The 25690-nt window shown below is 68.8% G+C and carries 19 protein-coding genes; 12 read left to right on the top strand and 7 right to left on the bottom strand.

Going from position 1 to position 25690, the window contains the following annotated elements:
• The first annotated feature begins 31 nt into the window (after positions 1-31).
• From R3E10_18000 to R3E10_17985, 4 genes are all read left to right on the top strand, one after another.
• Positions 32-1399, top strand: a complete 1368-nt coding sequence (locus tag R3E10_18000) for an NAD-dependent succinate-semialdehyde dehydrogenase (protein MEZ4417654.1) — start codon at positions 32-34, stop codon at positions 1397-1399.
• Positions 1389-3116, top strand: a complete 1728-nt coding sequence (locus tag R3E10_17995; GenBank protein ID MEZ4417653.1) for an amidohydrolase — start codon at positions 1389-1391, stop codon at positions 3114-3116. The genes R3E10_18000 and R3E10_17995 overlap by 11 nt, the downstream gene beginning before the upstream one ends.
• Before the next feature lie 151 nt (positions 3117-3267).
• Positions 3268-5532 (top strand): DUF5916 domain-containing protein, encoded by a 2265-nt coding sequence (locus R3E10_17990; protein ID MEZ4417652.1) that lies wholly within the window; start codon positions 3268-3270, stop codon positions 5530-5532.
• A gap of 1 nt (position 5533) precedes the next feature.
• Positions 5534-5962 carry a YkvA family protein gene (locus R3E10_17985; GenBank protein MEZ4417651.1) on the top strand — a complete coding sequence of 143 codons (429 nt, stop codon included), beginning with the start codon at positions 5534-5536 and terminating at the stop codon, positions 5960-5962.
• Between the two features lie 103 nt (positions 5963-6065).
• Here R3E10_17985 and R3E10_17980 read toward each other — a convergent pair whose 3' ends face one another.
• From R3E10_17980 to tcuA, 3 genes are all read right to left on the bottom strand, one after another.
• Positions 6066-6515: a hypothetical protein gene (locus tag R3E10_17980; protein ID MEZ4417650.1), complete on the bottom strand. Its 450-nt coding sequence runs from the start codon at positions 6513-6515 to the stop codon at positions 6066-6068.
• Positions 6516-6706: 191 nt separating this feature from the next.
• The gene (gene tcuB / locus R3E10_17975; protein ID MEZ4417649.1) at positions 6707-7810 is read right to left on the bottom strand and encodes a tricarballylate utilization 4Fe-4S protein TcuB; all 1104 of its coding nucleotides are present in this window, start codon (positions 7808-7810) and stop codon (positions 6707-6709) included.
• Positions 7797-9167, bottom strand: a complete 1371-nt coding sequence (tcuA, locus tag R3E10_17970) for an FAD-dependent tricarballylate dehydrogenase TcuA (protein ID MEZ4417648.1) — start codon at positions 9165-9167, stop codon at positions 7797-7799. Before tcuA ends, tcuB begins: the two co-directional genes overlap by 14 nt.
• Positions 9168-9270: 103 nt before the next feature.
• Here tcuA and R3E10_17965 point away from each other — a divergent pair, with 103 nt between their 5' ends.
• Entirely contained in the window at positions 9271-11010 is a 1740-nt protein-coding gene (locus R3E10_17965) for a gamma-glutamyltransferase (GenBank protein MEZ4417647.1), read from the top strand.
• A 93-nt stretch (positions 11011-11103) separates the two neighbouring features.
• Here R3E10_17965 and R3E10_17960 read toward each other — a convergent pair whose 3' ends face one another.
• Together R3E10_17960 and R3E10_17955 are read right to left on the bottom strand one after the other, a co-directional pair.
• Entirely contained in the window at positions 11104-12393 is a 1290-nt protein-coding gene (locus tag R3E10_17960; protein ID MEZ4417646.1) for an amidohydrolase family protein, read from the bottom strand.
• 166 nt (positions 12394-12559) lie between these two features.
• Positions 12560-14722, bottom strand: a complete 2163-nt coding sequence (locus R3E10_17955) for a hypothetical protein (GenBank protein ID MEZ4417645.1) — start codon at positions 14720-14722, stop codon at positions 12560-12562.
• Between the two features lie 267 nt (positions 14723-14989).
• Here R3E10_17955 and R3E10_17950 point away from each other — a divergent pair, with 267 nt between their 5' ends.
• From R3E10_17950 to R3E10_17930, 5 genes are all read left to right on the top strand, one after another.
• The gene (locus tag R3E10_17950; protein MEZ4417644.1) at positions 14990-15532 is read left to right on the top strand and encodes a hypothetical protein; all 543 of its coding nucleotides are present in this window, start codon (positions 14990-14992) and stop codon (positions 15530-15532) included.
• Positions 15532-16512 (top strand): RNA polymerase sigma factor SigJ, encoded by a 981-nt coding sequence (gene sigJ, locus R3E10_17945; protein MEZ4417643.1) that lies wholly within the window; start codon positions 15532-15534, stop codon positions 16510-16512. Before R3E10_17950 ends, sigJ begins: the two co-directional genes overlap by 1 nt.
• A 7-nt stretch (positions 16513-16519) precedes the next feature.
• Positions 16520-17359, top strand: coding sequence for an ion transporter (locus R3E10_17940; GenBank protein ID MEZ4417642.1), 840 nt, complete (start codon positions 16520-16522; stop codon positions 17357-17359).
• A 146-nt stretch (positions 17360-17505) separates the two neighbouring features.
• Entirely contained in the window at positions 17506-18336 is an 831-nt protein-coding gene (locus tag R3E10_17935) for an isocitrate lyase/phosphoenolpyruvate mutase family protein (GenBank protein MEZ4417641.1), read from the top strand.
• 48 nt (positions 18337-18384) lie between these two features.
• Positions 18385-19422, top strand: coding sequence for an LLM class flavin-dependent oxidoreductase (locus R3E10_17930; protein ID MEZ4417640.1), 1038 nt, complete (start codon positions 18385-18387; stop codon positions 19420-19422).
• A 34-nt stretch (positions 19423-19456) separates the two neighbouring features.
• On the opposite strand, the gene R3E10_17925 is transcribed toward R3E10_17930, so the two are convergent.
• Entirely contained in the window at positions 19457-21316 is a 1860-nt protein-coding gene (locus R3E10_17925) for a M1 family metallopeptidase (GenBank protein ID MEZ4417639.1), read from the bottom strand.
• 247 nt (positions 21317-21563) lie between these two features.
• Here R3E10_17925 and R3E10_17920 point away from each other — a divergent pair, with 247 nt between their 5' ends.
• Positions 21564-22385: a pseudouridine synthase gene (locus R3E10_17920; GenBank protein ID MEZ4417638.1), complete on the top strand. Its 822-nt coding sequence runs from the start codon at positions 21564-21566 to the stop codon at positions 22383-22385.
• Positions 22366-23379, top strand: coding sequence for a class I SAM-dependent methyltransferase (locus R3E10_17915; GenBank protein ID MEZ4417637.1), 1014 nt, complete (start codon positions 22366-22368; stop codon positions 23377-23379). The genes R3E10_17920 and R3E10_17915 overlap by 20 nt, the downstream gene beginning before the upstream one ends.
• Positions 23380-23440: 61 nt before the next feature.
• Here R3E10_17915 and R3E10_17910 read toward each other — a convergent pair whose 3' ends face one another.
• Positions 23441-25621 (bottom strand): patatin-like phospholipase family protein, encoded by a 2181-nt coding sequence (locus R3E10_17910; GenBank protein MEZ4417636.1) that lies wholly within the window; start codon positions 25619-25621, stop codon positions 23441-23443.
• Positions 25622-25690 lie beyond the last annotated feature (69 nt).

The following is a 25690-nucleotide window of genomic DNA, read 5'->3' as shown; positions in this document are numbered from 1 at the left end:
TCATCCGGGCCTGGGATTTGGAGAAAGCCACATGGCACTGATCAGCGTCGACCCGGCCACCGGGAAGACCCTGCGCGCCTTCGAGACGATGTCGGACGAAGTGGTCGCGGCGATCGTGGAACGCGCGCAAGCCGCGCACCGGGGCTGGCGCGCGACCTCGTTCGAGCGCCGGGCCGCCCCGATGCGTCGGGTAGCCGAGCTGCTGAGGGAGCGGCAGGAGGAGTTGGCGGAGCTGATGACCCGCGAGATGGGAAAACCCATCACGGGCGCGCGTTCCGAGTTGGAGAAGTGCGCCTGGGTCTGCGAATACTACGCCGAGCACGGGGAGCGCTTCCTGGCAGCCCAGCCGGTTCAGACCGATGCGCGTCGAAGCTTCGTGGCGTTCGAGCCCCTTGGGGTGGTCCTGGCGGTGATGCCCTGGAACTTCCCCTTCTGGCAGGTGCTCCGCTTCGCGGCCCCTGCCCTGATGGCGGGCAACGCCGGCATCCTCAAACACGCCTCCAACGTGATGGGATGTGCGCTCGCGATCGAGGACCTGTTCCGGGACGCCGGATTCCCGGAGGACCTGTTCCGGAGCCTCCTGATCCCGGGGAGCGCGGTGACAAGGGTCATCGAACACCCGGGCGTGGCCGCGGTCACCCTGACGGGCAGCACTCCGGCAGGGAAGAGCGTGGCCGCCAAGGCCGGGGAGATGCTCAAGAAGACCGTACTCGAGCTGGGCGGGAGCGATCCTTACGTGGTGCTCGCCGACGCGGACCTCGATCAGGCCGTGGCGACCTGTGTGACCAGTCGACTGATCAACAACGGGCAGAGTTGCATCGCCGCCAAGCGCTTCATCGTGGTCGAACCACTGCTCGCGGACTTCGAGCGCCTGTGCGTCGAACAGATGGCGGCGCGCACTGTCGGCGATCCCATGCTCGCTGGAACGGACATCGGTCCCCTGGCTCGCACCGATCTGCGCGACGAATTGCACGCTCAGGTCCTCCGGAGCGTCGAGGCGGGCGCACGTCTTCTGCTTGGTGGCCGGGTCCCGGACGGCGAGGGAGCGTTCTACCCGCCGACCGTACTGGCGGGAGTGCACCCGGGGATGCCCGCGTTCGACGAGGAGCTGTTCGGGCCGGTAGCGGCCATCGTTCCCGCCGGGAACGAGGCCGAGGCCATCGACCTCGCCAACCGAAGTGAGTTCGGGTTGGGCGCGGCGGTCTTCACTCGCGACCTGGAGCGTGGGGAGCACATCGCCCGACATCGCCTCGAAGCGGGCTCCTGCTTCGTCAATGCCTTCGTGAAGTCCGATCCACGCCTACCCTTCGGGGGGATCAAGACCTCGGGGTACGGCCGCGAGCTGTCCGAGTTCGGAATCCGGGAGTTCGTCAACATCAAGACCGTCTATGTGGCCTGAAGCGTGGGACGCGGAGCGCCGGCGCTTTGTGGTGTTCGGTGTCCTACTGACTGCGGCCTGTGGTCCCCCCTCCGCCGATCTGGTCCTGCGCGGGGGGCACATCTACACGGCAGACGCCACCCGGAGCCGGGCGGAAGCGCTGGCGATCCGTGGTGACAAGATCGTATTCGTCGGCAGCGCCGCTGGCGCCCAAGCGTGGGTGGACGGGCATACGGAGATCGTCGAGCTGGAGGGCCGGATGGCCCTTCCCGCCTTTCGCGACGCGCACGTGCACGCAATCACGGCCGGAGTGGAGCTGGGTCAGTGCGACCTGAATGAGCTCACCACGCTGGAGGCCGTGCGCGACAGCATCGCAGGCTGCGCAACACGCAGCGGTGCCGCCGGCTGGATCACGGGCGGGGGGTTCGATTTGGGGTTGTTTCCAGGCGGTGCGCCGCGGCGTGAGACCCTCGACTCGTTGACGGGGAGCGTCCCCACCTTCCTGTCCTCCGCGGATGGGCACACGTCCTGGGTCAACTCGGCTGCACTGGAGGTTGCCGGCGTGACTGCGGAGACCCCGGATCCCGAGGCGGGCGTGATCGTGCGTGACCGTGCGGGCCAGCCCGTGGGCACGCTGCGGGAGGACGCGTCGGACCTGGTCTCCCGGCACCTTCCCCCCACCTCGCAGGAGGAATACCAGCGTGGCTTGCGGCGGGCGCTGGAGCGCATGGCGCGCTTCGGCATCGTGTCCTTCCAGGAGGCCAGCGCATCCGAGGCCCTGCTCGAGGCGTACGCGACCGCCGATCGCGACGGGTGGCTCAGCGCGCGCGTCCGGGCCGCCCAGCATGTGGATCGTACGCGCGGTGCCGAGCAGGTGGAGGAGATGCTGGAGCGTCGGCAACGCTACCGGGGCCGGCGTCTCGAGGCGGGCTCGGCCAAGATCTTCGTGGACGGGGTCATCGAAGGAGCCACCGGCGCGCTACTCGATCCCTACCTCCCCCTCCCAGGAGAAGATCCCGGCCGCTCCGGTCCGGACGGCCGCGGAATCCCCAACTATTCCCAGGCTCGACTGGACAGCATTGTCACGCGCCTGGATGGTGCCGGCATGCAGGTACACATGCACGCGATCGGTGACCGGGCCATCCGCATGGGGCTGGACGCGCTGGAGTCGGCGCGGCGCGTGAACGGCGTGCGCGACAGCCGCCACCATCTCGCCCACATCCAGCTGTTCGCGCCCGAGGACCTTCCCCGCTTCGCCCAGCTGGGTGCCGTCGCGAACTTCCAGCCCCTCTGGTCGTTCGCGGACTCGTACATGACGGAGTTGACCGAGCCCCGGCTGGGCCCGGAGCGCTCGCGCTGGCAGTATCCCATCCGCTCCGTGGTGGAGAGCGGCGCCAGGGTCGCCGCCGGAAGCGATTGGTCTGTGTCGTCGTTGAACCCGCTGGACGCGATCCAGGTGGCTGTCACGCACCGAAGCCTGGAGGCGGCCCCGGACGAGGCGGTCTGGAACCCGGAGCAGCGCGTCGATCTGGCCACCATCCTGGACGCGTACACGGTGGGGTCGGCGTTCGTCAATTTCGAGGACGACCGGAGTGGGTCGCTGGAGGTCGGGAAGCTCGCCGATCTGATCGTGCTGGATCGCGATTTGTTCGAGACCCCTCCAGAGGAGATCCACCGTGCGCAGGTGGTGCTCACCCTCCTGGAAGGCGAGGCCATCTATCGCGCGGTCCCTCGCTGAGCAGCGGAGCGAGACGGCGCCGCTGTTCCTTGCCCCGACTTCACGGTTCCCCCTGGGCGGGGGCGCGGGTTCGGGAGCCCAGGTGGCGGAGCAGGGGGGCCGTGGGGCATCTTTGAGAATCCGTTCCCGCCACCTTCAGACCGGATCCGCCGTGAATCGTAGCCTTGTCTCGATCTTCCTCGCTGGTGCCCTCTCCATCGCCGGGGCGCGTGCCGCTGCCGCGCAGAACAGCACGGGCGGGAATGCCGCGACCAGCCGCTCGGCCGGCGCTGGCTTCGTGGCCCAGGCCTCCGCCACCCAGGTCGCTCCGGTCATCGACGGCAGACTGGGTGACGCGCCTTGGGCCGATGCGCTTCCGCTCACGGATTTCGTGCAGCGCGAGCCGCGGGATGGGGAGGCGTCGAGTGAGCGCACCGAGGTGCGCATCCTCTACGACGACGAGGCGCTCTACGTCGGTGTCTGGGCGTTCGACTCGCGCCCCGAGGGGATCGTGCCCGGGGATCGGATTCGCGACTACGAGCTCGAAGAGAGCGATGCCGTTGTGTTGGTTCTGGACACGTTCCGGGACCAGGTCAACGGTTTCGTGTTTGGGACCACGCCCTCCGGGATCGAATACGACGGGCAGGTCGCCAACGAAGGTCAGGGCGGCGGGTTCTTCCTCGGAGGTGGCGCGGGCAACAACCAGCGCCGCTTCCAGGCCGGAGCGGGAGGCGGGTTCAACAAGAACTGGGATGGGAGCTGGACCGTGGCCACCTCCACGGACGCACAGGGGTGGTATGCGGAGTTCCGGATTCCCTTTTCGACCCTGCGCTACGGGTCCGAGGCACCGAGCTGGGGCTTCAACGTGATGCGACGGATCCGTCGCAAGAACGAGGAGGCTTTTTGGACGCGGGTACCGCGCGAGTTCAACCTGTACCGGCTCAACTACGCCGGTGAGCTGCAGGGGTTGGAGCCTCCCTTCCGCCGCCTGGCCAGCGTAACGCCGTACGTGCTGGGCTCCACCGCGAAGGACTACGAAGCCGGCGATACGGAGTTCGGGTCCGGGTACGAGTGGGGCGGTGAAGCCAAGGTCCAGGTGACACAGGGCCTGACGCTGGACCTCACGGCCAACACGGACTTCGCCCAGGTCGAGGTGGACGACCAACAGGTCAACCTGACGCGGTTCTCGCTCCTGTTTCCCGAGAAACGCCCGTTCTTTCTGGAGAATGCCGGCTTCTTCACCGTCGGAGGCGGCGGCGCCGATCTGTTCTTCAGCCGTCGCATCGGAATCTCCAGCGGACAGCCCGTGCCCATCCTGGGCGGCGCTCGTTTGTCGGGGAAGACGGCGGGACTGAACGTCGGGCTGTTGCACATCCAGACCGACGGGCTCGAGGACGTGCAACCGGCCACCGCCTATTCGGTGGCGCGCCTGGCGCGGGAGCTGCCGAATCGATCTCGGATCGGCGGCCTGTTCGCGGATCGCAACAGCGACTTCGACGGAGACGACAACCGCACCTACGCGCTGGACGCGCAGGTGGGGATCGGACAGGCGCTCACCTTGAGCGGTTGGGCGGCGCGCACCGACACGCCGGAGGATCTGGACGCGGAGCAAGCCTGGAACCTGAATGCGGGCTGGAGCAGCCGGAGCTGGACGGGCAGCCTGCAGGCCCAGGAGTTCGGCGAGAACTTCGATCCTGGCGTCGGTTTCGCCTCCCGCGTGGGACACCGCTACTACCAGGCGTTCGCGATGCACTACGTCCGCCCCCGCCGGATCTTCCGCGAGTTGCGCCCGCACGTCTCGTACTTCACCTACCGCAGCCGGAAAGACGGAATCGAACGTGGCTTCGAGGAGACGTCACGCCTGCACGTCGACTCCCACTTCGAGTGGGCGAGCGGCATGATGTTCAGTCCAGCCATGAACTGGTCGCGAGAGGGGCTCTACGAGCCCTTCCAGATCGCGGACAGCGTGGTGGTGCAGCCCGGGGTCTACGAGGGATGGGAAGCCGCCTGGCGATTCAACACCAACCGATCCGCGCGAGTGGTGCTGGACGCCGGAATCGACTGGGGCACATTCCTCTCCGGCACCCGCCACGGCTGGAACATGGCCGTGACCCTGAGGCAGGGTGAGGCGCTGACCACGTCGTTCCGGTACGCGGAGAACGACCTCGATCTGGCCGAGGGGCGGTTCAAGACACGCCTGGGCGGTATGAATGTCGGGTACTTCTTCACGCCCCGGATCTACGTGCAGTCTCTGCTTCAGTACAGCGACCAGGCCGACCGCTGGTCCACGAACGTCCGGTTCGGTTGGCTCAACACCGCGGGCACGGGCCTCTTCATCGTCTACAACGACGTTCAGGGAATCGACGACCTCAGCGGGCCCCTGGGCCGTTCGCTGATCCTCAAGTTCACTCGGCAATTCAACGTGATGGGAGGCTGACGTGCCACTGCCGTCGATGGACCAGATCAAGGACATGCTCGAGAGCGCCGAGATGAAGGCGCGGGTGGAGAGCAAGGAGACCCTCGAGAGCATCCGCGCGGGATTCGGCCCTGCCCTGGAGAAGGTCAAGGACAGGTTGGGGGACTCCTGGCAGGATGTGCGCACGATCTACGAGATGGCCTTCGACGAGACCTTCGACATGAAGAAGGAGGTCAAGTACGCGGCGGTGGGCGCGCTGGCCTACCTCGTAAGCCCGGTGGATCTGCTTCCCGAACGCTACCTGGGTGCGTTGGGGCTCGCCGACGACGTGGCCGTCCTGGTGTGGGCGCTGAAGTACGCGCAACCGGAGATCGAGCGCTACCGGGCGCACCGGGCCGCACCGGGGGGAGAGGGGGTGGCTCCGAGTACGGGGGGCGGTGGCGGCGCCTGACGAGCTGACGGTTTGTCCGAACGCACGAGGGGTGGCACGGCGCGGCGCCGGCCACCCCTCGTGACGTTCCCGGGGCGCCTCCGCAGGCGCCCGCACGATCCGGCTAGAAGTGCCCGGAGAGCAACACCTGTCCGCCGATGCGTACCTCGATCGTCATCCCGGTCGTCACGTCGGGCACGGACTGTCCAACGTCCGAGTTGCGGTTGATGGAGGCATTTCCGAGTCCGTCCGTCACCCCGTCGGCCACCACCGTCCCGCCCACCAGGAAGGAGACACTGGTGTTGCGCGGCCCGTTCTCCAGCTCGATCTGCAGCTCACGCTCCCCGCCGATGTTCTTGTACTTCGCCTTTCCAGATGCGGCAGGAAAGGCGGCGTCGGCGCTGAGGGTGACGCGGACCTCGCCGGAGATCGGCGTGCCCCCGTTCGACGAGGGATCGCCGGGGGTGGCCGCGACCGGGTCTGCCGTGGATTCAGGAGCCGTGGGGATGTCGCAGGCGACGCCTGCGAGCCCAAGCGTGAGGGAAGCGAGCAGTGCAGGAAGCCGCGTGCGCATGACCAGACTCCAACCAGAGCGAGAGCGTCGCGACCGACCATCGGAGCGACTGCGCTTCCCTTGGGCATTCGACGTGCCGCTCCAGGGACGATGTGCGCAACTGCTTGTACGACAGCGCTCTGGGCGCAGAGCGACCAACGCGGCCCCCTTGGGGGGGGACCACGGGTGGGACGCGCACGGTCCCAGTGGCGTCAGGGGGCGTCGCAGTGCGCTGTGTGCCGAGCGCGCTCTCCGGCCCAGCGGGCCAGCGCGGCGAAGCGATGCAGCGCGTGGATCAGCTTCCCGTAAGGCGTGGTGAGGAACAGGGCCCCGACGCACGTGAGATGGAGGACCAGGCTCGGGCCCAGGGCCGCGGTCTCGCGCAGGAACAGCACCCCGAAGCCGCTAGCGACGGTGAGCAGCAGGAGCCACAGGAGCTGCGCGTCGAGCCGGCGGGCCGCGGGGAAGGCAGGGTCCCGGTCCGCATGTCGGCGAAGTGCAAGCAGGCCCAAGCAACCCACCATCAGGCCGGCCCCGCCCAGCGAGCCCAGAAGCACCGGAAGGCTGGTGAGCGCATACGGCGCTTCGCGGTGCAAGACGTGGTGGTAGAGCGCAGCCACCGAAGTCGCTGCCAGATCCAGCAGGAAGCCCCAAACCACGAGCTGATGGAAGAGGCGACGCCGCGCGGAGGGCCGCTCTTCCGGATAGGGGCAGCCCTCCCCTCCGCCGCCCAGGTAGGTGAGCCGGGCCGCGTCGATCGCGGCCCGGAGGAGGCCTGCGGACCCGCCCGAGCGGGAAAGCCATCCCGCGGCCCGGGTGGCGGCCAACCAAGCCATCGCGACGGCCAGCAGGAGGAGGCCGGCGCTCCCTACCAGGGCCGAATAGGGCACCACTGCGTAGAAGGCGCCCGCTCCGACGTGCGGGACGGTCAACGCACGGAGACCGGGGCCCAGTCCGACCACGGCCAGGATCCCCACGAACGCGAGCGCGCCCGCGAGCCACGCGCCGACCACGGGGCGGCGCAGCCAGCGTCCCAGCCAGCGGGGGCGTGCGAAGCGGGTGTAGCTGTGGAGGCGCAGCTCTGCGAACACGCGCGGAACGTTGACATCGAACGCGTGCGGTGGTGCGTACTGACAGGCGTAGTAGCAGCCGCGGCAGTCGTGGCAGAGGTTGGACAGATAGCGCAGGTCGTCGTCGGTGAACGCTGTGCGCAACTCCATGGCCGGGAACACGGCGCAGAAGCCCTCGCAATAGCGGCAGGCATTGCAGAGCGTCATCACGCGCCGGGCTTCAGTCAGCGTCTCAGCCTCGGACATGGCGCGCCGCCTCCTCTCCCGCGATGCGGCCGAAGACCGTTCCCAGGGTCATGCCGAAGCCTGCCAGGTAGCCCTGACCCAGCACGTTGCCCGACATGATCTCTCCCGCAGCGAAGACGTTGGGCAGTGCGTGCCCGTCTTCCAGGATCACTCGGGCGTCCGCGCCCACCCTGACCCCCATGTAGGTGAAGGTGATGCCGGGACGCAGCGGCCAGGCACGGAAGGGGGGCCGGTCCAGTGGGAGTGCCCAGTGGCTCTTGGGCGGGTCGAGCGCCTCGGTGCGGCAGTCGTCGAGCTTCGAGGGGTCGAACGTACCGGGCACGATCGCACGATTGTACGCCGCCACCGTCTGCTGCAAGCGATCGACGGGCAGGCCGAGCGCGGCCGCCAGGTCGGGGATGGTGGCGGCTTCGATCGGGGGGAACGCGGAAGGCATGGTCAGGCCTCGCGTCTGGTCGTCGATGATGCCGTAGGCGATCTGGTCGGGTTGCTGTGCGACCAGGCGCCCCCAGATCGCGTAGCGCTTCGGCCAGACATCCTCGCCTTCGTCGTAGAAGCGTCTGCCCTCGCGGTTCACGGCGATGCCGAAGGGTACGCAGTCCAGGCGCGTCACGATGCCGCCGTCGAAGCGCGGCGCACGGGCATCGACGGCCACGGCGTGGCACTGCGTGGGATCGCCGATGGTCGCTGCTCCGTGGTCCAACAGGGCTTCGAGCACCCGGCCCCGGTCGTAGGGGCTCCCGCGGATCACGAAGTTGTCCGCGGCGGGTCCCCAAGCGCGTCGCAACCACTCTTCATTCGCTTGGAAGCCTCCTGAGGCCGCGACCAGCGTGTGCGCCTCGATGCGCTCAGTCCCGTTCGCACCGCTGGTCAGCGCCGCCCGAAACCGTCCGTCCTCGACCTCCAGCCCGGTCACCTCGGCTTCATAGCGGACCTGCACGCCCATGGCGGTGGCCGTGTGGTAGTACGCGTTCAGGAGAGCCTTTCCGCCGCCCAGGAAGAAGGCGTTGGTCCGGGAAAGCTGGAGCGACCCCTTGAGCGGCGCCTGGAAGCGTGCACCGTGCCGCTCCATCCAAACTCCGAGGTCACGGGAACGGGACAGTGTCAAACGCGCCAGCGTCTCATCCGTCCGGCCGCCGGTAACGCGGAGCAGGTCGTCGAGGAACTCGGACTCGGTGTAGGGTCCGCTGAGCACCTGGGTGGGGGCATCGTGCACGTAGCGCAGATTGCGTGTGTGCCGGCTGTTCCCACCCCGGAAGACCTTGGGGGCGGCTTCCAGCATCAAGACGCGCGCACCGGAGGCCCGCGCGCTCAGGGCGGCGCAGAGCGCCGCATTCCCTCCCCCCACGACCAGCACGTCCCAGGGGGCTTGTCGACTTGCCGTTGACACCGGGGCAGAATAGAAGTCAGCCCTCGGCCTCGCCACGAGGCGGGAGCCGCCCAGCTCGGAGGTCTGCACCATGTCTGCCACGCGTACGTTTGCCGTTGCCGCGCTCGCCTGGTCCGTCGCCTGCGGTCCTGCCTCGGACGACGCGACCTTCAGCGGGGGCTCCGCGGCGATGCCCGCGTTCCAGATCGGCGATCCGCCGGCGTCCCAGGTCGCGCGCTCGAACGCGGGGATGGTGGTCAGCCAGGCGCCCTTCGCCGCCCAAGCAGGTGCGCACATCCTGGCGATGGGCGGCAATGCGGTCGACGCGGCGGTCGCCACGGCGTTCGCGCTCACGGTGGTCGAGCCCGGCAATTCAGGGCTGGGTGGTCGCACACAGGTGCTGATCCGCCATCCGGACGGGCAGGTGGCCGCGCTGGATGGGACCAACCAGGTGCCGGCCGCCTATCCGGCGGACACGGTCGTAGGTCCCGACCTCACGTCCGGCTACGGCATGATCGGCATTCCCGGGACGGTGGCCGCCTTGACCGCCGCGCTCGAGCGGCACGGCTCACTGCCCCTGGCCACGGTGATCGCACCGGCGGTGACCCTGGCGGAGCAGGGGTTCCCCTTGAGCGGCGACCAGGCGGAAGCCCTGGCACGCGTCGCGGAGGACCTGCGGCTCTACGAAGGATCGCGTCAGTATTTCCTGAAGCCGGACGGACGTCCGTATCAAGCCGGGGAGCGCTTCGTCCAGTCCGATCTGGCGGCTACTCTGCGTGCGATCGGGCAGGAGGGCGCGGACGTCTTCTATCGCGGCTGGATCGCGGACCGGATCGCGGAGGACATGGCCGCACACGGTGGCTACGTGACGCGCGCCGATCTGGAGGCCTACTCGGTGCGCGACGCGCTGGTGGCGCAGAGCGAATACCGTGGCCACACCCTGGTGGGCACGTACCTTCCCGCCGGCGGAGCCAACGTGCAGGCGCAGATGCAGATGATGGAGCGTGCGTCGCCGGAGCCCCTGGCCGAGGGCTTCCCGTGGGCGGCGGTGGTCGCCCAGGCGCTGCTCTTCGGGTTCGAGGACCGGCTCGTCGATCTCGCCAACATGGGGCCCGCCGAAACCTTCCCTCGCCCCGATCGTCTGGCCTGGCTGCTCGATCCTGCCCGACTCGACCAGCGGGCGGCGGCCATCCGCGTTCCCCGGGAGACGGCTGCGGCCCCTCGAGTACCGGAACGGGTGGGGGTCTTCCCGGACGGTCACACCACCCACCTGTCCGTCGTGGACCGCGAAGGTCGGGCGGTCTCCCTGACCCAGTCGCTCGGGCCCACCATGGGCTCCCGGGTGGCGGCGCCGGGGCTCGGCTTCGCGTATTCGGCCACCATGGGCTACCTGACCGGGACGGCTGCCTCGTCGGGGATTCGGGCCCTGGGCCCCGGTGACCGCGCCTCGTCCCGACAGTCCCCCTCGCTGGTCGTGGGGCCGGAGGGAACGTTGGAGATGGTCATCGGCGCATCGGGGTCGCGGCGCATCCTCTCGGCCATCGTCCAGGTCCTGTCACGGACCATCGACCACGGTACCGGCTTCGAGGAGGCCATGGCGGCGCCCCGACTGCACGTTGAGCCGGCGGAGCCCGATGTGCTGTACCTGGAAGCCGATTGGCCCCAGGATCTGCAGGCGCAGCTGCAGGCGTTCGGCTACGAGATCCGCAATCGGTTGGGCGAGAGTGTCGCCAACGTATCCGCCATCCGCTACGACGCGCATAGCGGAGGCATGATCGGGATCGCCGATCCACGCGGAAGCGGGGCGGCCGTGGGGGTTCCGAGCCGCTAGGGAAGCCTGCACACGTGGGGTGCCCCGCGCGTAGGGGCTGCCCGCGTTCGGGGGAGACGATGCATCAACCCTGCGACGCCCCTGCGCCCCCCGCTACGGTGCCGCCGACCCCAGGAGTCGCGCGCTCAGGGCGGCGCGATCGATGACGACACCACGCAGGTAGACCCGGTCGATGGCGCGCGTACGCGTGATGTCTGTAAGCGGATTCCCGTTCAGCACCACGAAGTCGGCGGACGTTCCCACCCCGATCGTACCCACATCCTCCAATCCCAGCAGCGCTGCCGATGTCCCGGTGGCGGCGGCGAGCACTGCAGCCGGTGTCATGCCGGACCGCACCATGTCCTCCATCTCCTGATGGACCGCCCAGGGGGTGTTGCCGTCGGTGCCGAACGCGATGCGGATCCCGGATTCACTCAAGCGCGCCAGGTTGCGGGCCTGCACTGCAAAGGAGGCTTGGGCCGCGGGGCGATCGACCGAGGCGTCCTGCATCCGCGCCAACTCGTCCGGCGGCACGGTACCGCTCAGCCACGAGAGATCCTGGGCAACCCCCGGATCCGGTAGGTTGGGGACCAGCACCACGTTCGGGTGGGCTTGCCAGAGCGTGACGAGCTCGTCGTCGATCTCCTGGTCCCGCACGCCGTGGGCGAACGCATCCACGCCGGCCCGGATCAGGCCCTTGGCGTCTTCCAAACGGAAGATGTGGGCCGTTACCGGAAGGCCGTGGCGGTGTGCTTCGTCGATCACCGCTCCGTAGAGCGGAGGAGACAGACGCTCGTACTGACCTCCGCGGTCGTCCACCCAGATCTTGACGAAATCCACCTGCTGCGCCGCCAGCTCCTGCACAGCCGCTCGCGCTTCCGCTTCGGTGGTGACCCAGTAGGGGACCTCCGTCCGACCCGGTTCAGGCGAAGTGATGCCGCGACCCGCCGAGAGGGCGCGTGACCCGTCCGGAACGCGTTCGTCGCGCATCGCGAAGGCGACGCTGCCGCTGTCGAGACCGAGGCTCAGTGCGGTGCCGGTGCCGTAGTAGGCCATGTGCTGGAGGTCGAGCGTACGGGAGGGCCGGTCCACGCTCAGGTGCACGTGCGCATTCACGAGAGCGGGGATCACGGTCTTCCCTGTGAGGTCCACGTGGGTAGCGCGGCCCGGGATCTCCACCTCGCCGCGGACGCCCACCTGTGTGAATCGTCCGTCCTGCACCACGAACACCGCGTCATCGATGGGAGCGCTGCCATCCCCCACGACGACGCGTGCCCCCTCGAAGACGGTGGCGTCGGTGGCGGTTCCGCTCTCGGCGGGGGCACAGCCGGCCAGGGCGGCTACGGTCAGCGTGGCCAGGACGGCCGGCCAGGAGGGGCGCAACCATGGGGTCGGGTGGGGCATCGGGTGCTCCGGTCCGGGGAAAGGTGCACAACGCGTACTGCGCCGGCGCTACGTCGGCAAGTCGGGGATCGACGACGCGTCCCTCGGACCGGAGCAAGAAGCGAGGGGGGCGGGATCCCGGCCGCCCCCCTCATGGGTGCTCGCTTCGCTGCTTCCGCTCGCACCTCTACACGCTCAGCACCGCTTCGACCGCCTTTCGAGCCAGGTCCGCCGCGAGCGCGGGGATGTCGAAGAGGTTGATCTTGCCCAGCGACGTCCAGCTGCCGTCCAACACCGCGTAGACCTCATAGGTAGGCGTGAGATTCCCCATGATCAGGCCAATCTCGGTGAGCCGCGGCACGGGGATGACGCCGTCGACGATCTGGTCCTTCAGGCTCTCGAACAGGGCCTTGGAAGGGATCTGATTGTAGATCGTCTCGGCCTTGATCTTGATGTCCGAGGTCGCCTTGATGTTCTTGACGTTGTCGGCGGCGGTCAGCAGCGCCTGCTGCGCCGTGGCGCTCATGGTGGTCACGTTGACCGTTACGGTCTTGATCGTCACGCCCAGGACCTTGTAGCGGTATGTGTAGCTCACGTTGCGCAGGTTGGCGATGGTGCGCAGGTACTGCTCGAGCAGGCGGCGCGTGGCGTCGTTGTCCTGGATCTGCAGCGCCTGGGCCTTCAGCGCGTCGAGCTGCCGGTTCAAGCCGGACTGGAAGGAGCGCAGGGCGCTCGAGAGGCTCGAGTAGTAGACCGTCCCCTTGTGGGCGTTGAGCCGGCTCGTGATCACCTGATCGATCGTGACCTTGGCCTGATCCATGGCCGGGGGAATGGCCTGACGGAAGCCACGTAGGCTCCACTCGAACTCGTAGTCCTTGGTGGCCTGGACCACGTCGTCGTACGCCTTCTGGGCGTCTGCGATGGCCGCTCCCACCTCCGCCTGCACCGCGTCGAACATGGCGTCGTAGATCTCGACCGGTGGATTCAAGGCGATGGTCGTGGTCTCGGCGGTCACGGTTCCGGTGATGGCCAAGGGCGTGGTGCGACCGGCCTCGACCGCCCCGCGGATGGTGAGCGCGTCCGGCAGCATCTGAACCTGAGCCGTCATGCCGTAGAACTCGCCCACGACGTCGATCCCCATCTGACCTGCCAACTCGATCCGGAAGTCGCCGTCGCTCGAGATCACGCCTTCGGCCACCATGGCGGCGGCCGGCGTAAAGGGGATGAAGGTGGGCCACCAGGAGTAGCCCGCCGTCTCTCCGTGGATGTACGCATGCCCGACCAGGCCGCTCCTGGTGCCCGCTTCCGCCAGGACACCGGCGGACGCGCTGGCCAGGGGGATCTCGAACCCGAAGATCTCGTTCAAGGGACTGTTGGGCTTCTTGCTCAGCTTGAGTCCCAGCCCCAGCGACATCTCACCGTTGATTCCGGCCTGGTAGCCCACGGTCAGCGAGCTGGCGAAGGGATCTTCCGCCGACAGATGCGCCTCGTTGACCTGATTGTCCACCAACACGCCGTGGACGCTCACCGCCCCATAGAGCGGGAAGGTGCCCGTGCGGATGTTCTTCCCGTCGAAGTTGATGCGGGATCCGACCTCTGCGACCGGATGCGTCGGCACGAAGGGGATGCGGCCATGCAGGGACCAGCCGATCCCGGCGTCCCCGATCAGATCGTGCGATCCGTACACGAAATACATCGGATCGGTGTAGTCCATGATCATCAAGATCTCGTAGCCGATGGGCGCGGCGATCTTGATGGGCTTGACCGCGTTCGCGCCCGTCTCACCCGTGGCGACCCGCATCTCGAACGCGGTCTTGATGTGGAAGACGAAGTAGTCGGTGTCGTCTTTGAGAAGGATGTCGAACTCGCGGGTCTGGTTCAGGTACCTGCCCGAGAACAACCCGATATCGGCCTCGACGGGATCCGCGAACTCGATGCGCTCGTGTGGGGAGGGGATGACAGCCGTGCCGCTGATGTTCGTCACCTTCCCTGCTGCGTTCACAGCGACGTTCAGGTTGGCCTTCTCGAAGGTGACGGAGTTGCCCGCAGGTAGTGCCATCTCGAGCGCTCCGTCGACGGTATAGCCATTGGGGGTGTCGACGACCTTGCCCGTGGCCTTGAGCTGGCCGGCCGTGTAGCTCCCTTCGCCTTCACCCGCGCCCGTGGTGGGCGGCGGTGGGGGAGGGGGAGTCGTGGTGTCGGCGGGCGGCTGCACACCGGAGTCCCCCGGAGCGGGCAGGGGATCGGTGAGACTGTCGGCACAGGCGGAAAGCGCGAACGCCCCCAGCGCCAGCGCGATCACCCGGGGCCGTCCCAGGCGCGTCTTCGGGGTCCGAGGCAGTGTCGTCATGGTCGTAGCTCCCTGAGGGTCGTGTCCCGCACCCAGGAGTGCGCCGTTCCGGCGCGGCCACCCTCATGCCTGCCTCGACCGAGCGGTGGAGGCCTCCCCAGCGGCACCGACAGACGGTGAGGGAACGGCGGAGCAAAGCCATGAAAGGGGATTCCAGCCCCCGGGCAGTCACAGCCGCCGCTCCCGCGGCGTCAGGTGGGGTAGGGAGCCCTCCCGGCGCGGCGGTCGTCCGACCGGGCGCCGAGGGGCCGGCCACCAGGAGGCGGCGTGCTCAAGCGCATGATCCACCGTTCGATCGGGAAGCTGGAGCGGGAATTCGGCTACGATGCCGCCTACCTGCACGAGGTGACCGATGTCTCGCTGGGGGCGGCGCTCCGCTTCCTCTGCTTCGGCGTGATGGACCGACAGCACGCCGGCGTGCCGCCCGCGGCGATGGCCGCCGCTCGGATCGCGGCGACCCGGTCGGAGGACTGCGGTCCCTGCGCGCAGCTCACCATCGACATGGCGCGCGCCGCGGGCGTGCCCGACGCGACGCTGCAGGCCATCGTCGCCAGGAACTTCGAGCGATTGCCCCCGGACGCGGCTCTGGCGCTCCGCTTCGCGGAGGCGTGTCTGAAGCGAGAGCCAGCTGACAGCTTGCGAGACGAGGTGCGGCGGCGCTTCGGGCCGGAAGGACTGGTGACCCTGGCGTTCACGATCAGCGGCGCGCGAGTGTATCCCTCGCTCAAGCGGGTCCTGGGTCATGCGCAGGCTTGCGAGCGGCTCACCGTCGGGGGAGAGAGCGTCGAAGGGAGGGAGGTGGTCTGGTGATGGAGTCGGACGGAGTGGAGATCTTCGAGGCGGAGCGTGAACGGCTGATCGGGTTGGCGTACCGCATGCTCGGTTCGCGCGCCGCAGCCGAGGATGTCGTACAGGACGTCTGGCTCCGGTGGCAGGCTGCACCCGTGACCGAGATCGAGAGGCCCCCGGCCTGGCTGACGACCGCCACCACCCGGCGGGCGATCGACCGCTTGCGGCGAGAGAAGGTGGCGCGGGAGCACTATGTGGGCCCTTGGCTACCCGAGCCGCTCGTTTCCGAGGCTCCACCTCCGACCGTCGAGCGCGCATTGGAACTCGCCGATGACCTCTCTCTCGCCTTCCTCCTGGTGCTGGAGCGGTTGGGCGTCGAGGAGCGCGCCGCTTTCCTGCTGCACGACGTGTTCGGAGCCCCGTACCGTGAGATCGCCGAGGCGCTCGAGAAGTCGGAAGCGGCGGTCCGTCAGATCGCGTCGCGGGCTCGGCGCCGGATCCAGGAGACGCGACCTCGCTTCACGGTCTCGCCGCGCGCGCAGCAGCAGATGCTGGAGCGGTTCCGTGAGGCGCTGGCGGCGCAGAGCCTCGAGGAGCTGATCACCCTCTTCACGGAGGACGCCGTGTTGCTCAGTGACGGCGGCGGCAAGGCGTTGGCCGCGCGCAATCCCGTCGTGGGCCCGGACCGCATCGCCCGCTTCTTCCTCGGGCTCAACCGCCCCGGCCGTTTCGCTCCCGTGCAGGTCCTCGAGAAGGAGATCAATGGTGTGCCCGGTTATCTCCTCCTCCAGGAGGGTGTCGTGGTGTCGGCGTTGACCGTGGACCTCCGAGAGGGCCGTATCGAGCAGGTCTTCGTGGTCCGAAACCCGGACAAGCTCGCCGGCATCCTCGGGTCCGCGGCTCCGACGCCGTCTCCGCAGGCCGGGGACCCCGGCCTCAATCCCGGAGCCCTGCCGACCGATTCTCAAGGAGCGGAGGAGTATCCCCCGACACCTCGGTGAGACACGCATGCGGCAGGCCCGCTCAGCGCTAGCGCCCCCCCGCGAGGGACCGGCGGAACAACCGGAAGCGACCCCCTACCAGGTCTTCATGCTGGGGCTCTGCTGCCTGGTGCTGTTCATGTTGGCCGTCGAGCATGCGATCCCGTTGACCTCCGAGGAGCACGCCATCCTCCTGCGTGTGGACCTGTTCGTGTGTGCGTTCTTCCTGCTCGACTTCCTGCTCAGCGTATGGAAGGCGCCCAACCGGCTGCGCTACCTCTACACCTGGGGGTGGCTCGACCTGATCTCGAGCGTGCCCACGCTGGGCGTACTCCAGTGGGGTCGCGCGGCGCGCATGGCCCGCGTCCTTCGGTTGCTGCGGGGAGTGCGCTCTCTGCGCAAGGTCGTGCGCTTCGCCACGCACGCCCGTCGGGCGGAGACCGCGCTGCTCGCATCCATCCTCATCGCGATCCTGGTGCTGACGCTGGCCAGTGTCGGCGTGCTCCACGTGGAGCGCGCGGCCGGCGGCAGCATCCGCACGGCCTCGGACGCCATCTGGTGGAGCATCGTGACGGCAACCTCGGTCGGGTACGGAGACGTCGTGCCGATCACGCATGTCGGCCGCATTCTGGCGATGATGCTCATGGTGGCGGGCATCGGCCTGTTCGGGATCTACACGGCCTTCCTCGCGTCCTGGCTCATCGCGCCCGGGGAGGACGAACAGGAGCGCGAGCTCGAGGCCATTCGTCACGAGCTGCAGGCGCTGAGGCGCGAGCTCGCCGAGCGCGACCGGATTCGCGAGCCGGACCCGCAGCCCACCTCCCTGCAGGGGCCGAGGCGTCGTCGGGAGCTGATCGAGGCGCCCTGACGGTCACGGGCCGGGGCGGCGCCGTGCAAAGGCAGCGACCGGAGCGCGGGCCCTCAGGTGGGTGCCGTCGCGCGGCCCCTTGAACCCCAGGCAGAGTGCAGGCATCGTGCTGCTTCCGTTGTCCTCACCTTCCACGCCCTTGGTCCATGCCGCGCCACGACCCAGGTCCTGCCTTTCGGGCCCTTCACCGTCCGGGAGACCCTTTCGTGCTCGCCAACGCCTGGGACACCGGCACCGCCCGCATGCTGGCGGCCCTGGGCGCACAGGCGATCGGCACGTCGTCCGCCGCGCATGCGTTCACGTTGGGGCGCCCCGACGGCGGGCATCTGACTCGCGACGAGGTGCTGAGCCACGCCGCCGAACTGGTGCGCGCCACGGCGCTGCCGGTCTCGGCCGACCTCGAAGACGGATTCGCCGTGGCACCCGAGGGCGTCGCCGAGACCATTCGCCTGGCGGCTGAGGCCGGTCTGGCGGGGGCGTCCATCGAAGACACGGAGCTCCCGGGTGACACGGCCTATCCCTTCGAGTTGGCGGTGGAGCGCATCCGGGCTGCGGCGAGTGCGGCCCGTGGGTTGGATCGCGATTTCGTGTTGGTGGCCCGCGCCGACGGAGTGCTGACGGGCTCCTACGGCATGGATGAAGGGCTGCGCCGGGTCCGGGCTTTCGATGAGGCCGGGGCGGATTGCCTGTACGTGCCGCTGCCGCCGGATCTGGAGGGAGTGGCTGCGGTGTGTCGAGCCACCACCAAGCCCGTCAACGCGCTGGCGGCCGGTCCCTACACGTCCGTCTCCCGGGCGGCCTTCGCCGCCGCGGGGGTGGCGCGCATCAGCCTCGGATCGGCCCTGGCCCGCGCGACGCAGCGCGTGATCCGGGACGCGGCCCGCGCCATCTTCGAGCAGGGCGACTTCTCGGGGTTGGGCGGCGTTTCCAGCGCCGAGATCGACGCACTGCTGGCGCGGGGGGCCCAGGGAGCCTGAGGCCCCGCGGTCCGCTCCTGGGAAGCACGTCGGAAAGAGGGGGAGTCGGTGGAGATCGGCGTCTACAGCTTCGGTGAGGTCGCGCTGGGCCCGGAGACCGGCGAACCCGGCGATGCCGGACTGCGGTTGCGCCACCTCGTCGAGGAGATCGAAGTCGCCGATCGCGTCGGATTGGACGTCTTCGGCGTCGGGGAACATCATCGCGCCGACTACACGGTTTCTTCTCCGGCCGTGGTGCTCGCGGCGGCCGCGGCCCGCACCCGGCGGATCCGGTTGACGCCAGCGGTATCCGTGCTGAGCTCCGACGACCCGGTTCGGGTGTTCCAGGACTACGCCACCCTGGATCTGCTGTCCGAAGGCCGGGCCGAGATCATGGTGGGGCGGGGGTCCTTCACCGAGTCCTTTCCGCTCTTCGGTCAGGATCTGGCCGACTACGACGAGCTGTTCAGCGAGAAGCTGGATCTGCTCCTGACGCTGCGTGACCACACGAGAGTGCGCTGGAACGGGCAGCATCGCGCGGCCATCGAGGATCGGGCAGTCTATCCGCGACCGCAGCAGAACCCGCTGCCGGTCTGGATCGCGGTAGGGGGCACACCCCGGTCCGTGGTGCGCGCCGGAACGCTGGGGCTGCCCCTGGCGCTCGCCATCATTGGAGGCGCGGCAGAGCGCTTCGTGCCGTTCGTCCAGCTCTATCGCGACGCGGGCCTGCGCGCGGGGCACGATCCCACCACTCTGGCGGTGGCCATCAATTCCCACGGCTTCCTGGCGGACAGCACCGAGGAGGCGCGCTCGTTGGCGTTCCCGCCGTTCGCCGAGACCATGAGCCGGATCGGTCGGGAGCGGGGGTGGCCGCCCATCACGCGCTCGCACTTCGAGGCCGAGTGCACGCTACCCGGTGCGTTGTTCGTGGGAGACCCTGATACGGTGGTGGAGAAGATCCTCTATCAGCACCGACTGTTCGGACACGACCGCTTCCTGATTCAGCTCACGGTCGGACCGATGCCGCACGAGCGGGTCTTGCACGCCATCGAGCTACTCGGCACGCGCGTCGCGCCGCGGGTGCGCCGGGAGTTGGGCCGCGCCTGAGCGACGCCGGTCTCGGGACCGGCGAGGGCGAGCCTCAGCGCCGCGTCGCCACGTTGTTGCTGCGATCGACGTCGGCCAGCATCTGGTCCGGGTCGAGCACCGCGCGTCGGAACGCTCCGGGCAGTGACGCCGTCAGCTCCATGCGCCTACCCTGCCACTGCTCCCGTCCTGCATCGACGACCACGGGAGGCTGCCCCTCCACCTCGAGGACCAGGTGCACAGGAAGGCGGATCTCGCCGCGGTCCTCCACCACGATGCGAGCGCGGCGGCCGCCGTCGATCAACTCGACGGAGGCCACCGCCTGGTCGATGACGCGGGTCGTGTACATCCACGGGTAGAAGAACCAATCCAGGTCCTGTCCGCTAACGTCTTCGAAGGTCCAGAACAGGTCGAGTGCGTGGGGGTGTTTGAACGCCCAGCGACGGGTGTACTCCTTGAGCGCACGATCGAACGTCTCCCCGCCCAGGATGGCCCTGAGCATGCGCAGTCCCGTGGCCGGCTTGCCGTAGCTGGCCAGCCCCCGATTGCCGAACGGTCCGTACTGGTCGGCCGGACGCATGGACTCGGTCTCGGCGTCCTGTCCGGCGAGGCGGAGGTAGCCGTTCATGGTGTTGAGACCCGCGTTCTCGTTCGGGAACAGCATGGGCATGGTGAGGTCCTCGGCGAAGGAGGCGAGACCCTCGTCCATCCACGCATGCGCCTTTTCGTTCGAGCCCACGACGATGGGCCACCACATGTGGCCGAGCTCGTGCGCGATGACACCGTAGAGAGCTTCCGGCGTGCGACCACCCCCGATGATCGTGATCATCGGGTATTCCATGCCGCCGCCGATGACGCCTTCGTTGACGGTCATCTGCGGATACGGATACGGATACCACACAGAGTGGTTCTCGATGGCGTGCTTGGCGTAGCGAGCCGACTCGCTCCAATTGGGCTGCTCCGGCCGGTAGAAGGAGTGGATGAGCGCAGTCCGCTCTCCGCCGCTTCCATCGGGGTAAGCGGCCACCGTGGCATCCCAGACGTAGCCCTTGGACGTGCCCCATGCGAAGTCACGGACGTTCTCCGCGACGAAATGCCAGGTCAGGACGCCAGAGGCACTGGTGGCGGTCATCCGTCCGGCATCCCGGTCCTCTCGGCTGACCACGGCGGTCACACGTTGCGGTTCCAGAGCGGCCAGGCGTTGGTGGGCGGTCTCCGTGAGCACGTCGGCGGAGTTCTGCAAGACGCCGCTGGCACTCACCAGCCATCCCTGGGGAGCCGAGATCCGCACGTCGTAGTTGCCGTAATCCACGTAGAACTCGCCATCTCCCAGGTAGGGGTCTCGCTTCCACCCGTTCAGGTCGTCGAAGACGGCCACCTGCGGGTACCACTGGGCCAGGTAGAAGACGTCCGTGCCCTCGCGTCCCATACGAAACGTCCCCTCTGGCACCTCGAAGCTCCAATCGACCTCCACGGCGAACGACGCTCCCGGCGGCACCGACTCGCTCAAGGGCAGCAGCACGTTGGTGGTGCCGATGGAGGCGCCGTAGGGCATGTGCGTCACCGGAGTGCCTTGCACGACGACACGACCCAGCTGGAAGCCGCCGGTGACTGGAACGCTGCGGTTCCGGGGATTCCCTGGAGCGAAGACATTCTGATTGAGGTTGAGCGCCACCGCTTCCAGCGTGTGGGGCGAGCGGTTGTGCACCGTGATCTGCTCCCGCCCCCACACACGCGCCTCCGTCGGGTCGATTCCCGTCTCGATCACGTAGTCCAGCGAGTTGGTCCAATAGCGGGGGCCGGGGGCGCCGGACCGGTCGCGGGTGCCCGCCGCCAACGCGTCGAGATAGGCGTGCGGTACGGGCAGCGTATCCTGGGGGAGGGCGAGCAGAGTGGCGAGCAGTAGAGCCTTCATGGTCGCGTCCTGGGCTGGTGCGGCGACGGACGGCGTGTCCGGCGCGCGCCCCACTATGTCGGGGAGACCTGGACCCGGCAACGTCCGCTGACGCTTGAAGGCGAACCGCCGCTTCCACTAGACTCGCGAGATGGGACCCCAGGCTCGCAGAGGCGGCATGAGGGGCCCGGGCTCGGAGCCCCGCATCTGAGGAGGGATATGGACCTGCCATCCGCGACCGACAGCGGCAAGGGCGCGGTGGCACAGCGTGTCTGAGGGTGCCGGACCGACGACCGGGGAGCCGAACGCGACCGTTGGCGTGGAGGCGCGCGACCTCTTCACCCACCCCGGACGCTGGTCGCGCCGCGAGCTCCGGCGCCTGCAGGGTCGCGTCGAGACGCACGGCGGGTCGATTCCCCTCGGAGAGCGGGTCAGGTTGGACGGAACCTGGCGCTGGTTTCGTCTGCAGGGGTGCGCCATCGAGGCCAGGGCGGCCTTCCCTCCGGTCGTGCTCATGGACAAGGCGCCAGGGGTTGTGACGTCCCGAGCGCGAGAGGGCAGTGGAGCGCGCGTCTTCGACGCACTCGACCCGGCCCTGCAAGCGCGCGTCGAGCCGGTGGGCCGCCTGGATCGGGACACCACCGGTCTGCTGATCTTCGTGGGAGACGGTGGGCTCATCCAACACCTGGGCCACCCCAAGCGGGCCGTGCCCCGAACCTATGTGGTCACCGTCGTCGGGGAGCCCGACCCGGAGCGTCTAGCCCTGCTGCGCGAGGGTGCGCTCGAGTTGAAGGACGGGCATCGGCCTCCCGTGCTGGCGCTGGAGCGGCTGGGGCCAGAGCAGTGGACGCTCACGCTGACCGAGGGGAAGTACCACGAGGTCAAGCGGATCTTCGCCGCGCTGGGCGGTCGGGTCTCCGCGCTGCGGCGCACCGGGTTCGCCGGGTTCACCCTGGAAGACCTGCAGGGGCTTCCCGTGCGGCGCCTGAGCGAGCGGGAAGTCGCAGACGCCTACGCAGGTTGGGGGCTCCCGTGCCCGGAACGCGAGGCAGAGGTCCGGGAGGTTGTCGGTGCCGCCGCCCAAGGCTGATCCGGTGGCGCTGTGCGCGCGTCGGCTGAATGAGCTGGGCGATGCGCCACTATTGGTGGTGGACGTGCCGGGTGCGGACGAGGCGGAACGGCTGACCGCCGGGCGGGTCGGGCCCCTGCACTGGTTCTGCACCCACTGGCCTACCTTTCGCGCCCTGCAGGAGCGAGGTCATTCCGCGTCGTTCGGCCCCTGGACCGAAGGGCAGGGTGCGGGGGCCGGCCTGGTCTTCCTGTCGAAGGCGCGCGAGCGCACGCGCATGATGCTGACCATGGTTGCGTCTGCCCTTCCGCCCGGTGCGCCCCTTTGGTTGGTCGGAGCGCGCCGTGCCGGCATCGACTCGGCCGCGCCCGACCTCGACGTCGTGGCGGAAGCGCTGCATGGGCAGTCTGGACGTCACGCCCGGCTCTGGATGGCGCGCGTCCGCCCCGGCGTCACCGCGTGCCTCGACGAGTTCGAGGAGGAGTGGGCGCTGCAGCACGGAGGCCAGGCGCTGCGCATCGCCACGTTCCCCGGAGTGTTCAGTCACCGGCGGCTGGACGACGGCACCGCACTGCTGCTCGACACCGTGCGTAGCGTGGACCCGCCCCTCCTCGACGTGGGGTGTGGAGCGGGAGTCATCGGTGCCTGGTACGGGACTCGTCAGGGGATCCCGGTGCACCTGGTGGACGCCGACGCACTCGCGGTCGAGGCGGGCCGCCGCACGCTCACGCTCAACGGGATCGACGGGGATGTAGGGGCCGCGGATGTGCTGCCGGAGAAGGGCGACTTCCGGACGCTCGTTTCCAATCCTCCGTTCCATCACGGGGTCGAGACCGACCATCGCGTGACCGAGACGTTGATCGATGGGGCGGCCCGGCGCCTACCTCCAGGAGGAAGCCTCAATCTCGTCTGCAACCGGTTCCTGCCGGTACCCCGACTCCTGGATGTTGCCTTCGGCGCTCATGAGGTCCTGGCCGACGATGGGCGCTACCGCGTGTACCGCGCGCTGCGCTGAAGCTGCGGGCCGGGCCGCGGGGGGCGGGAAGATCTCCCGTCGCGCCAAGCGTTTGCGAGGCTCAACCTCCTCCGTCCCCGGTCGTGTCGCTGGCGGGACAGGGCTCCCCCGTCAGGTACGATCGCAACGCTTCGATCTGGGCACGGTTCTCCGCTCGAACGCGAGCGGTGGAGGTGTCCGTGGGCGCGAGCGTATCCGCAGACGCTGGCCAGTGGGCCTCGATGCGACGGCGTTCCTGCGCCGTCAGATGCCAGGAGAGGGGCAGTCCTTCGGTCAGCGCGAATACGAAACGACAGAGCTCCACCCCGTACGCGTCCTGCCACAGACGCGCAACCAGACCCGCATCGGATTCCCGCCGCGCCAACTGCGAGGTGGTGCGAACGTTGTACAAGGTACGGATGGGTCCGATCAGGGCGTTGACCAGATCACCGCGGTCTGCGGTGGCCTGTTCGACGGCCACCCGCGCCCCGCTGGCTTGCGCCTCCACGAGGGCCACCCGGGTGACGCCGCGCGCGGTGTCGGTGGCCAGCCAGCGACCGGCCACCTCCAGGGCGCTGAGCACGCCGGAGTTGTCGAAGTAGCCTCCGTCGGCGCTGTGGAGGCGGGGGATCAGCGTGTCCGCCCCCAAGGCTGGGCGGCTTTGTGGCGATACCCAAGGGAACGTGGCCGAGAGCCGGGCCGCGGTCACCACTCGCAGATCACGGCCCGGGAGATATTGGAACAGATCGCGGCGGGTACCCCGCAGGTCGGGCGAGACACGCACGGGCGCCAGCAGTAGACGGCTACCGGTTTCCTGGAGCGTCACGTTGTAGATCATCACCGGGCGCCATCCCGCGCGCACCCCCTCGGTCCATTCCCCCAGGGTGCGCTCACCCGACTGGAGATGCTCAGCCCAGCGGCGCTCGAGCGCCCATCCCCGATCGCGAGGGTTCAGGCCGCTTCCCACCGCCAATCGCAGGAAGTCGAGATAGACGAGGCCCCAGGTGGTGGCGGCCAGGCTCGAGGTGGCCGCGGCGTCGCGAACGCCCGCCAGGCGCACCGAGTCGATCGCACCCGGCTCGAAGGCATCGACGTAGTACGTGGCTCCGACCGCACCACCTGAGACGCCGCTGACCAGCCCCACCCGGTCACTGAAGCCCGGAATCTCCGACTCAAGACCCTGCGCCACCTGTGCCGTCCAGAGCGAGGCCTTGATCCCGCCTCCGTGGGCGGCGAACAGGACCATGGAGCCCGACGCATGTTGCCGGGCATGCAGCGCCTCGGTGGCGTCGACGTCGGGGAGCGGCTGCTCCAGCACGCGATATTCGTAGTGCGACGGAATCAATCCTTGCCAGATAAGGACGCCGGCAGCGGCCAGGGGTACGCCAGGAATGCGCGTCTTGTCGAACTGGAAGGCCAGGAAGCCCAGGATCCACACGACCACCAGGAACCACGCCAGCACATAGACGAGGGCGGGGACCCAGTCGGTACCGATCCCGAGGCTGGTGAGTCCGATTCCCACGTACGTGGCCCCGGCGGTGGCGCCGAAGAGAAACGCGCGCTCGTGAAGGGAGCGATAGGTCTCCGCGTGCGCGGCTGGTGCGTCCCGGTACGCGGCTGCCACGACGTGGATGAGGCGCCCCAGCAGGGGTAGACGCTCCAGGTGCGCGCCCAGCCAACGAAGCATGCGGGCGGGGCGGTCGGATCGGCGCAGCGAGAGCTGCCGGATGAGTGCCGCGAGGAGGACTCCGCCGAGCCCCGCCACCGTGAGCGCCCCGACTCCAGCGTCGCTCTCCCGGATCAACTGTACGAACAACGGAAGCACCAAGAGCAGCGAAGCCAGGAGCCACCCCCAGCGCTCCGGGCTCCAGCGCGCATCGGCGAACTCGCGCTCGCCTTGCTCGCGAGCAGACGGACGGGGAGCGTGCTCATTCGCATCCTCGCTGCCCACGCGACGGAAGGGCAGCCCCGCCCGGAACGGGGTCGAGCGCCAGGTGAGGCGCGCCGTGTAGACGATGGACCAGGCGCAGAGCGTTCCCACCATGGTGGCCACCACCATGCCGATCGGCTCGACCACGAACAGGTTGGCGAGCATCTCCGGGGCCGCCCGGGGAGCCACCAAGGGGAAGGCGGCCAGCGCCAGCGCCTCCAGGATCTGGAAGCGGATGAAGAACAAGTACTGCGTCACGTAGAAACGCCGTTGGCCACGAAACGCCAAACCGGCACCCACGAGGGGAAGCAAGAGCAGCGTCCACTTCAGCATGGCTGACCTCCGCGGGGGGCGCGGTCATCCGGTCGCTGGCACCGACGCGACTGCGCCGGTCGGGGGGTC

It is taken from the genome of Gemmatimonadota bacterium (genome assembly GCA_041390105.1).
Taxonomy (GTDB): Bacteria; Gemmatimonadota; Gemmatimonadetes; order Longimicrobiales; family Gaopeijiaceae; genus JAGQIF01.
The sequence above is the reverse complement of the archived record's forward strand: the minus strand, read 5'-3'. Positions and strand labels throughout refer to the sequence as shown.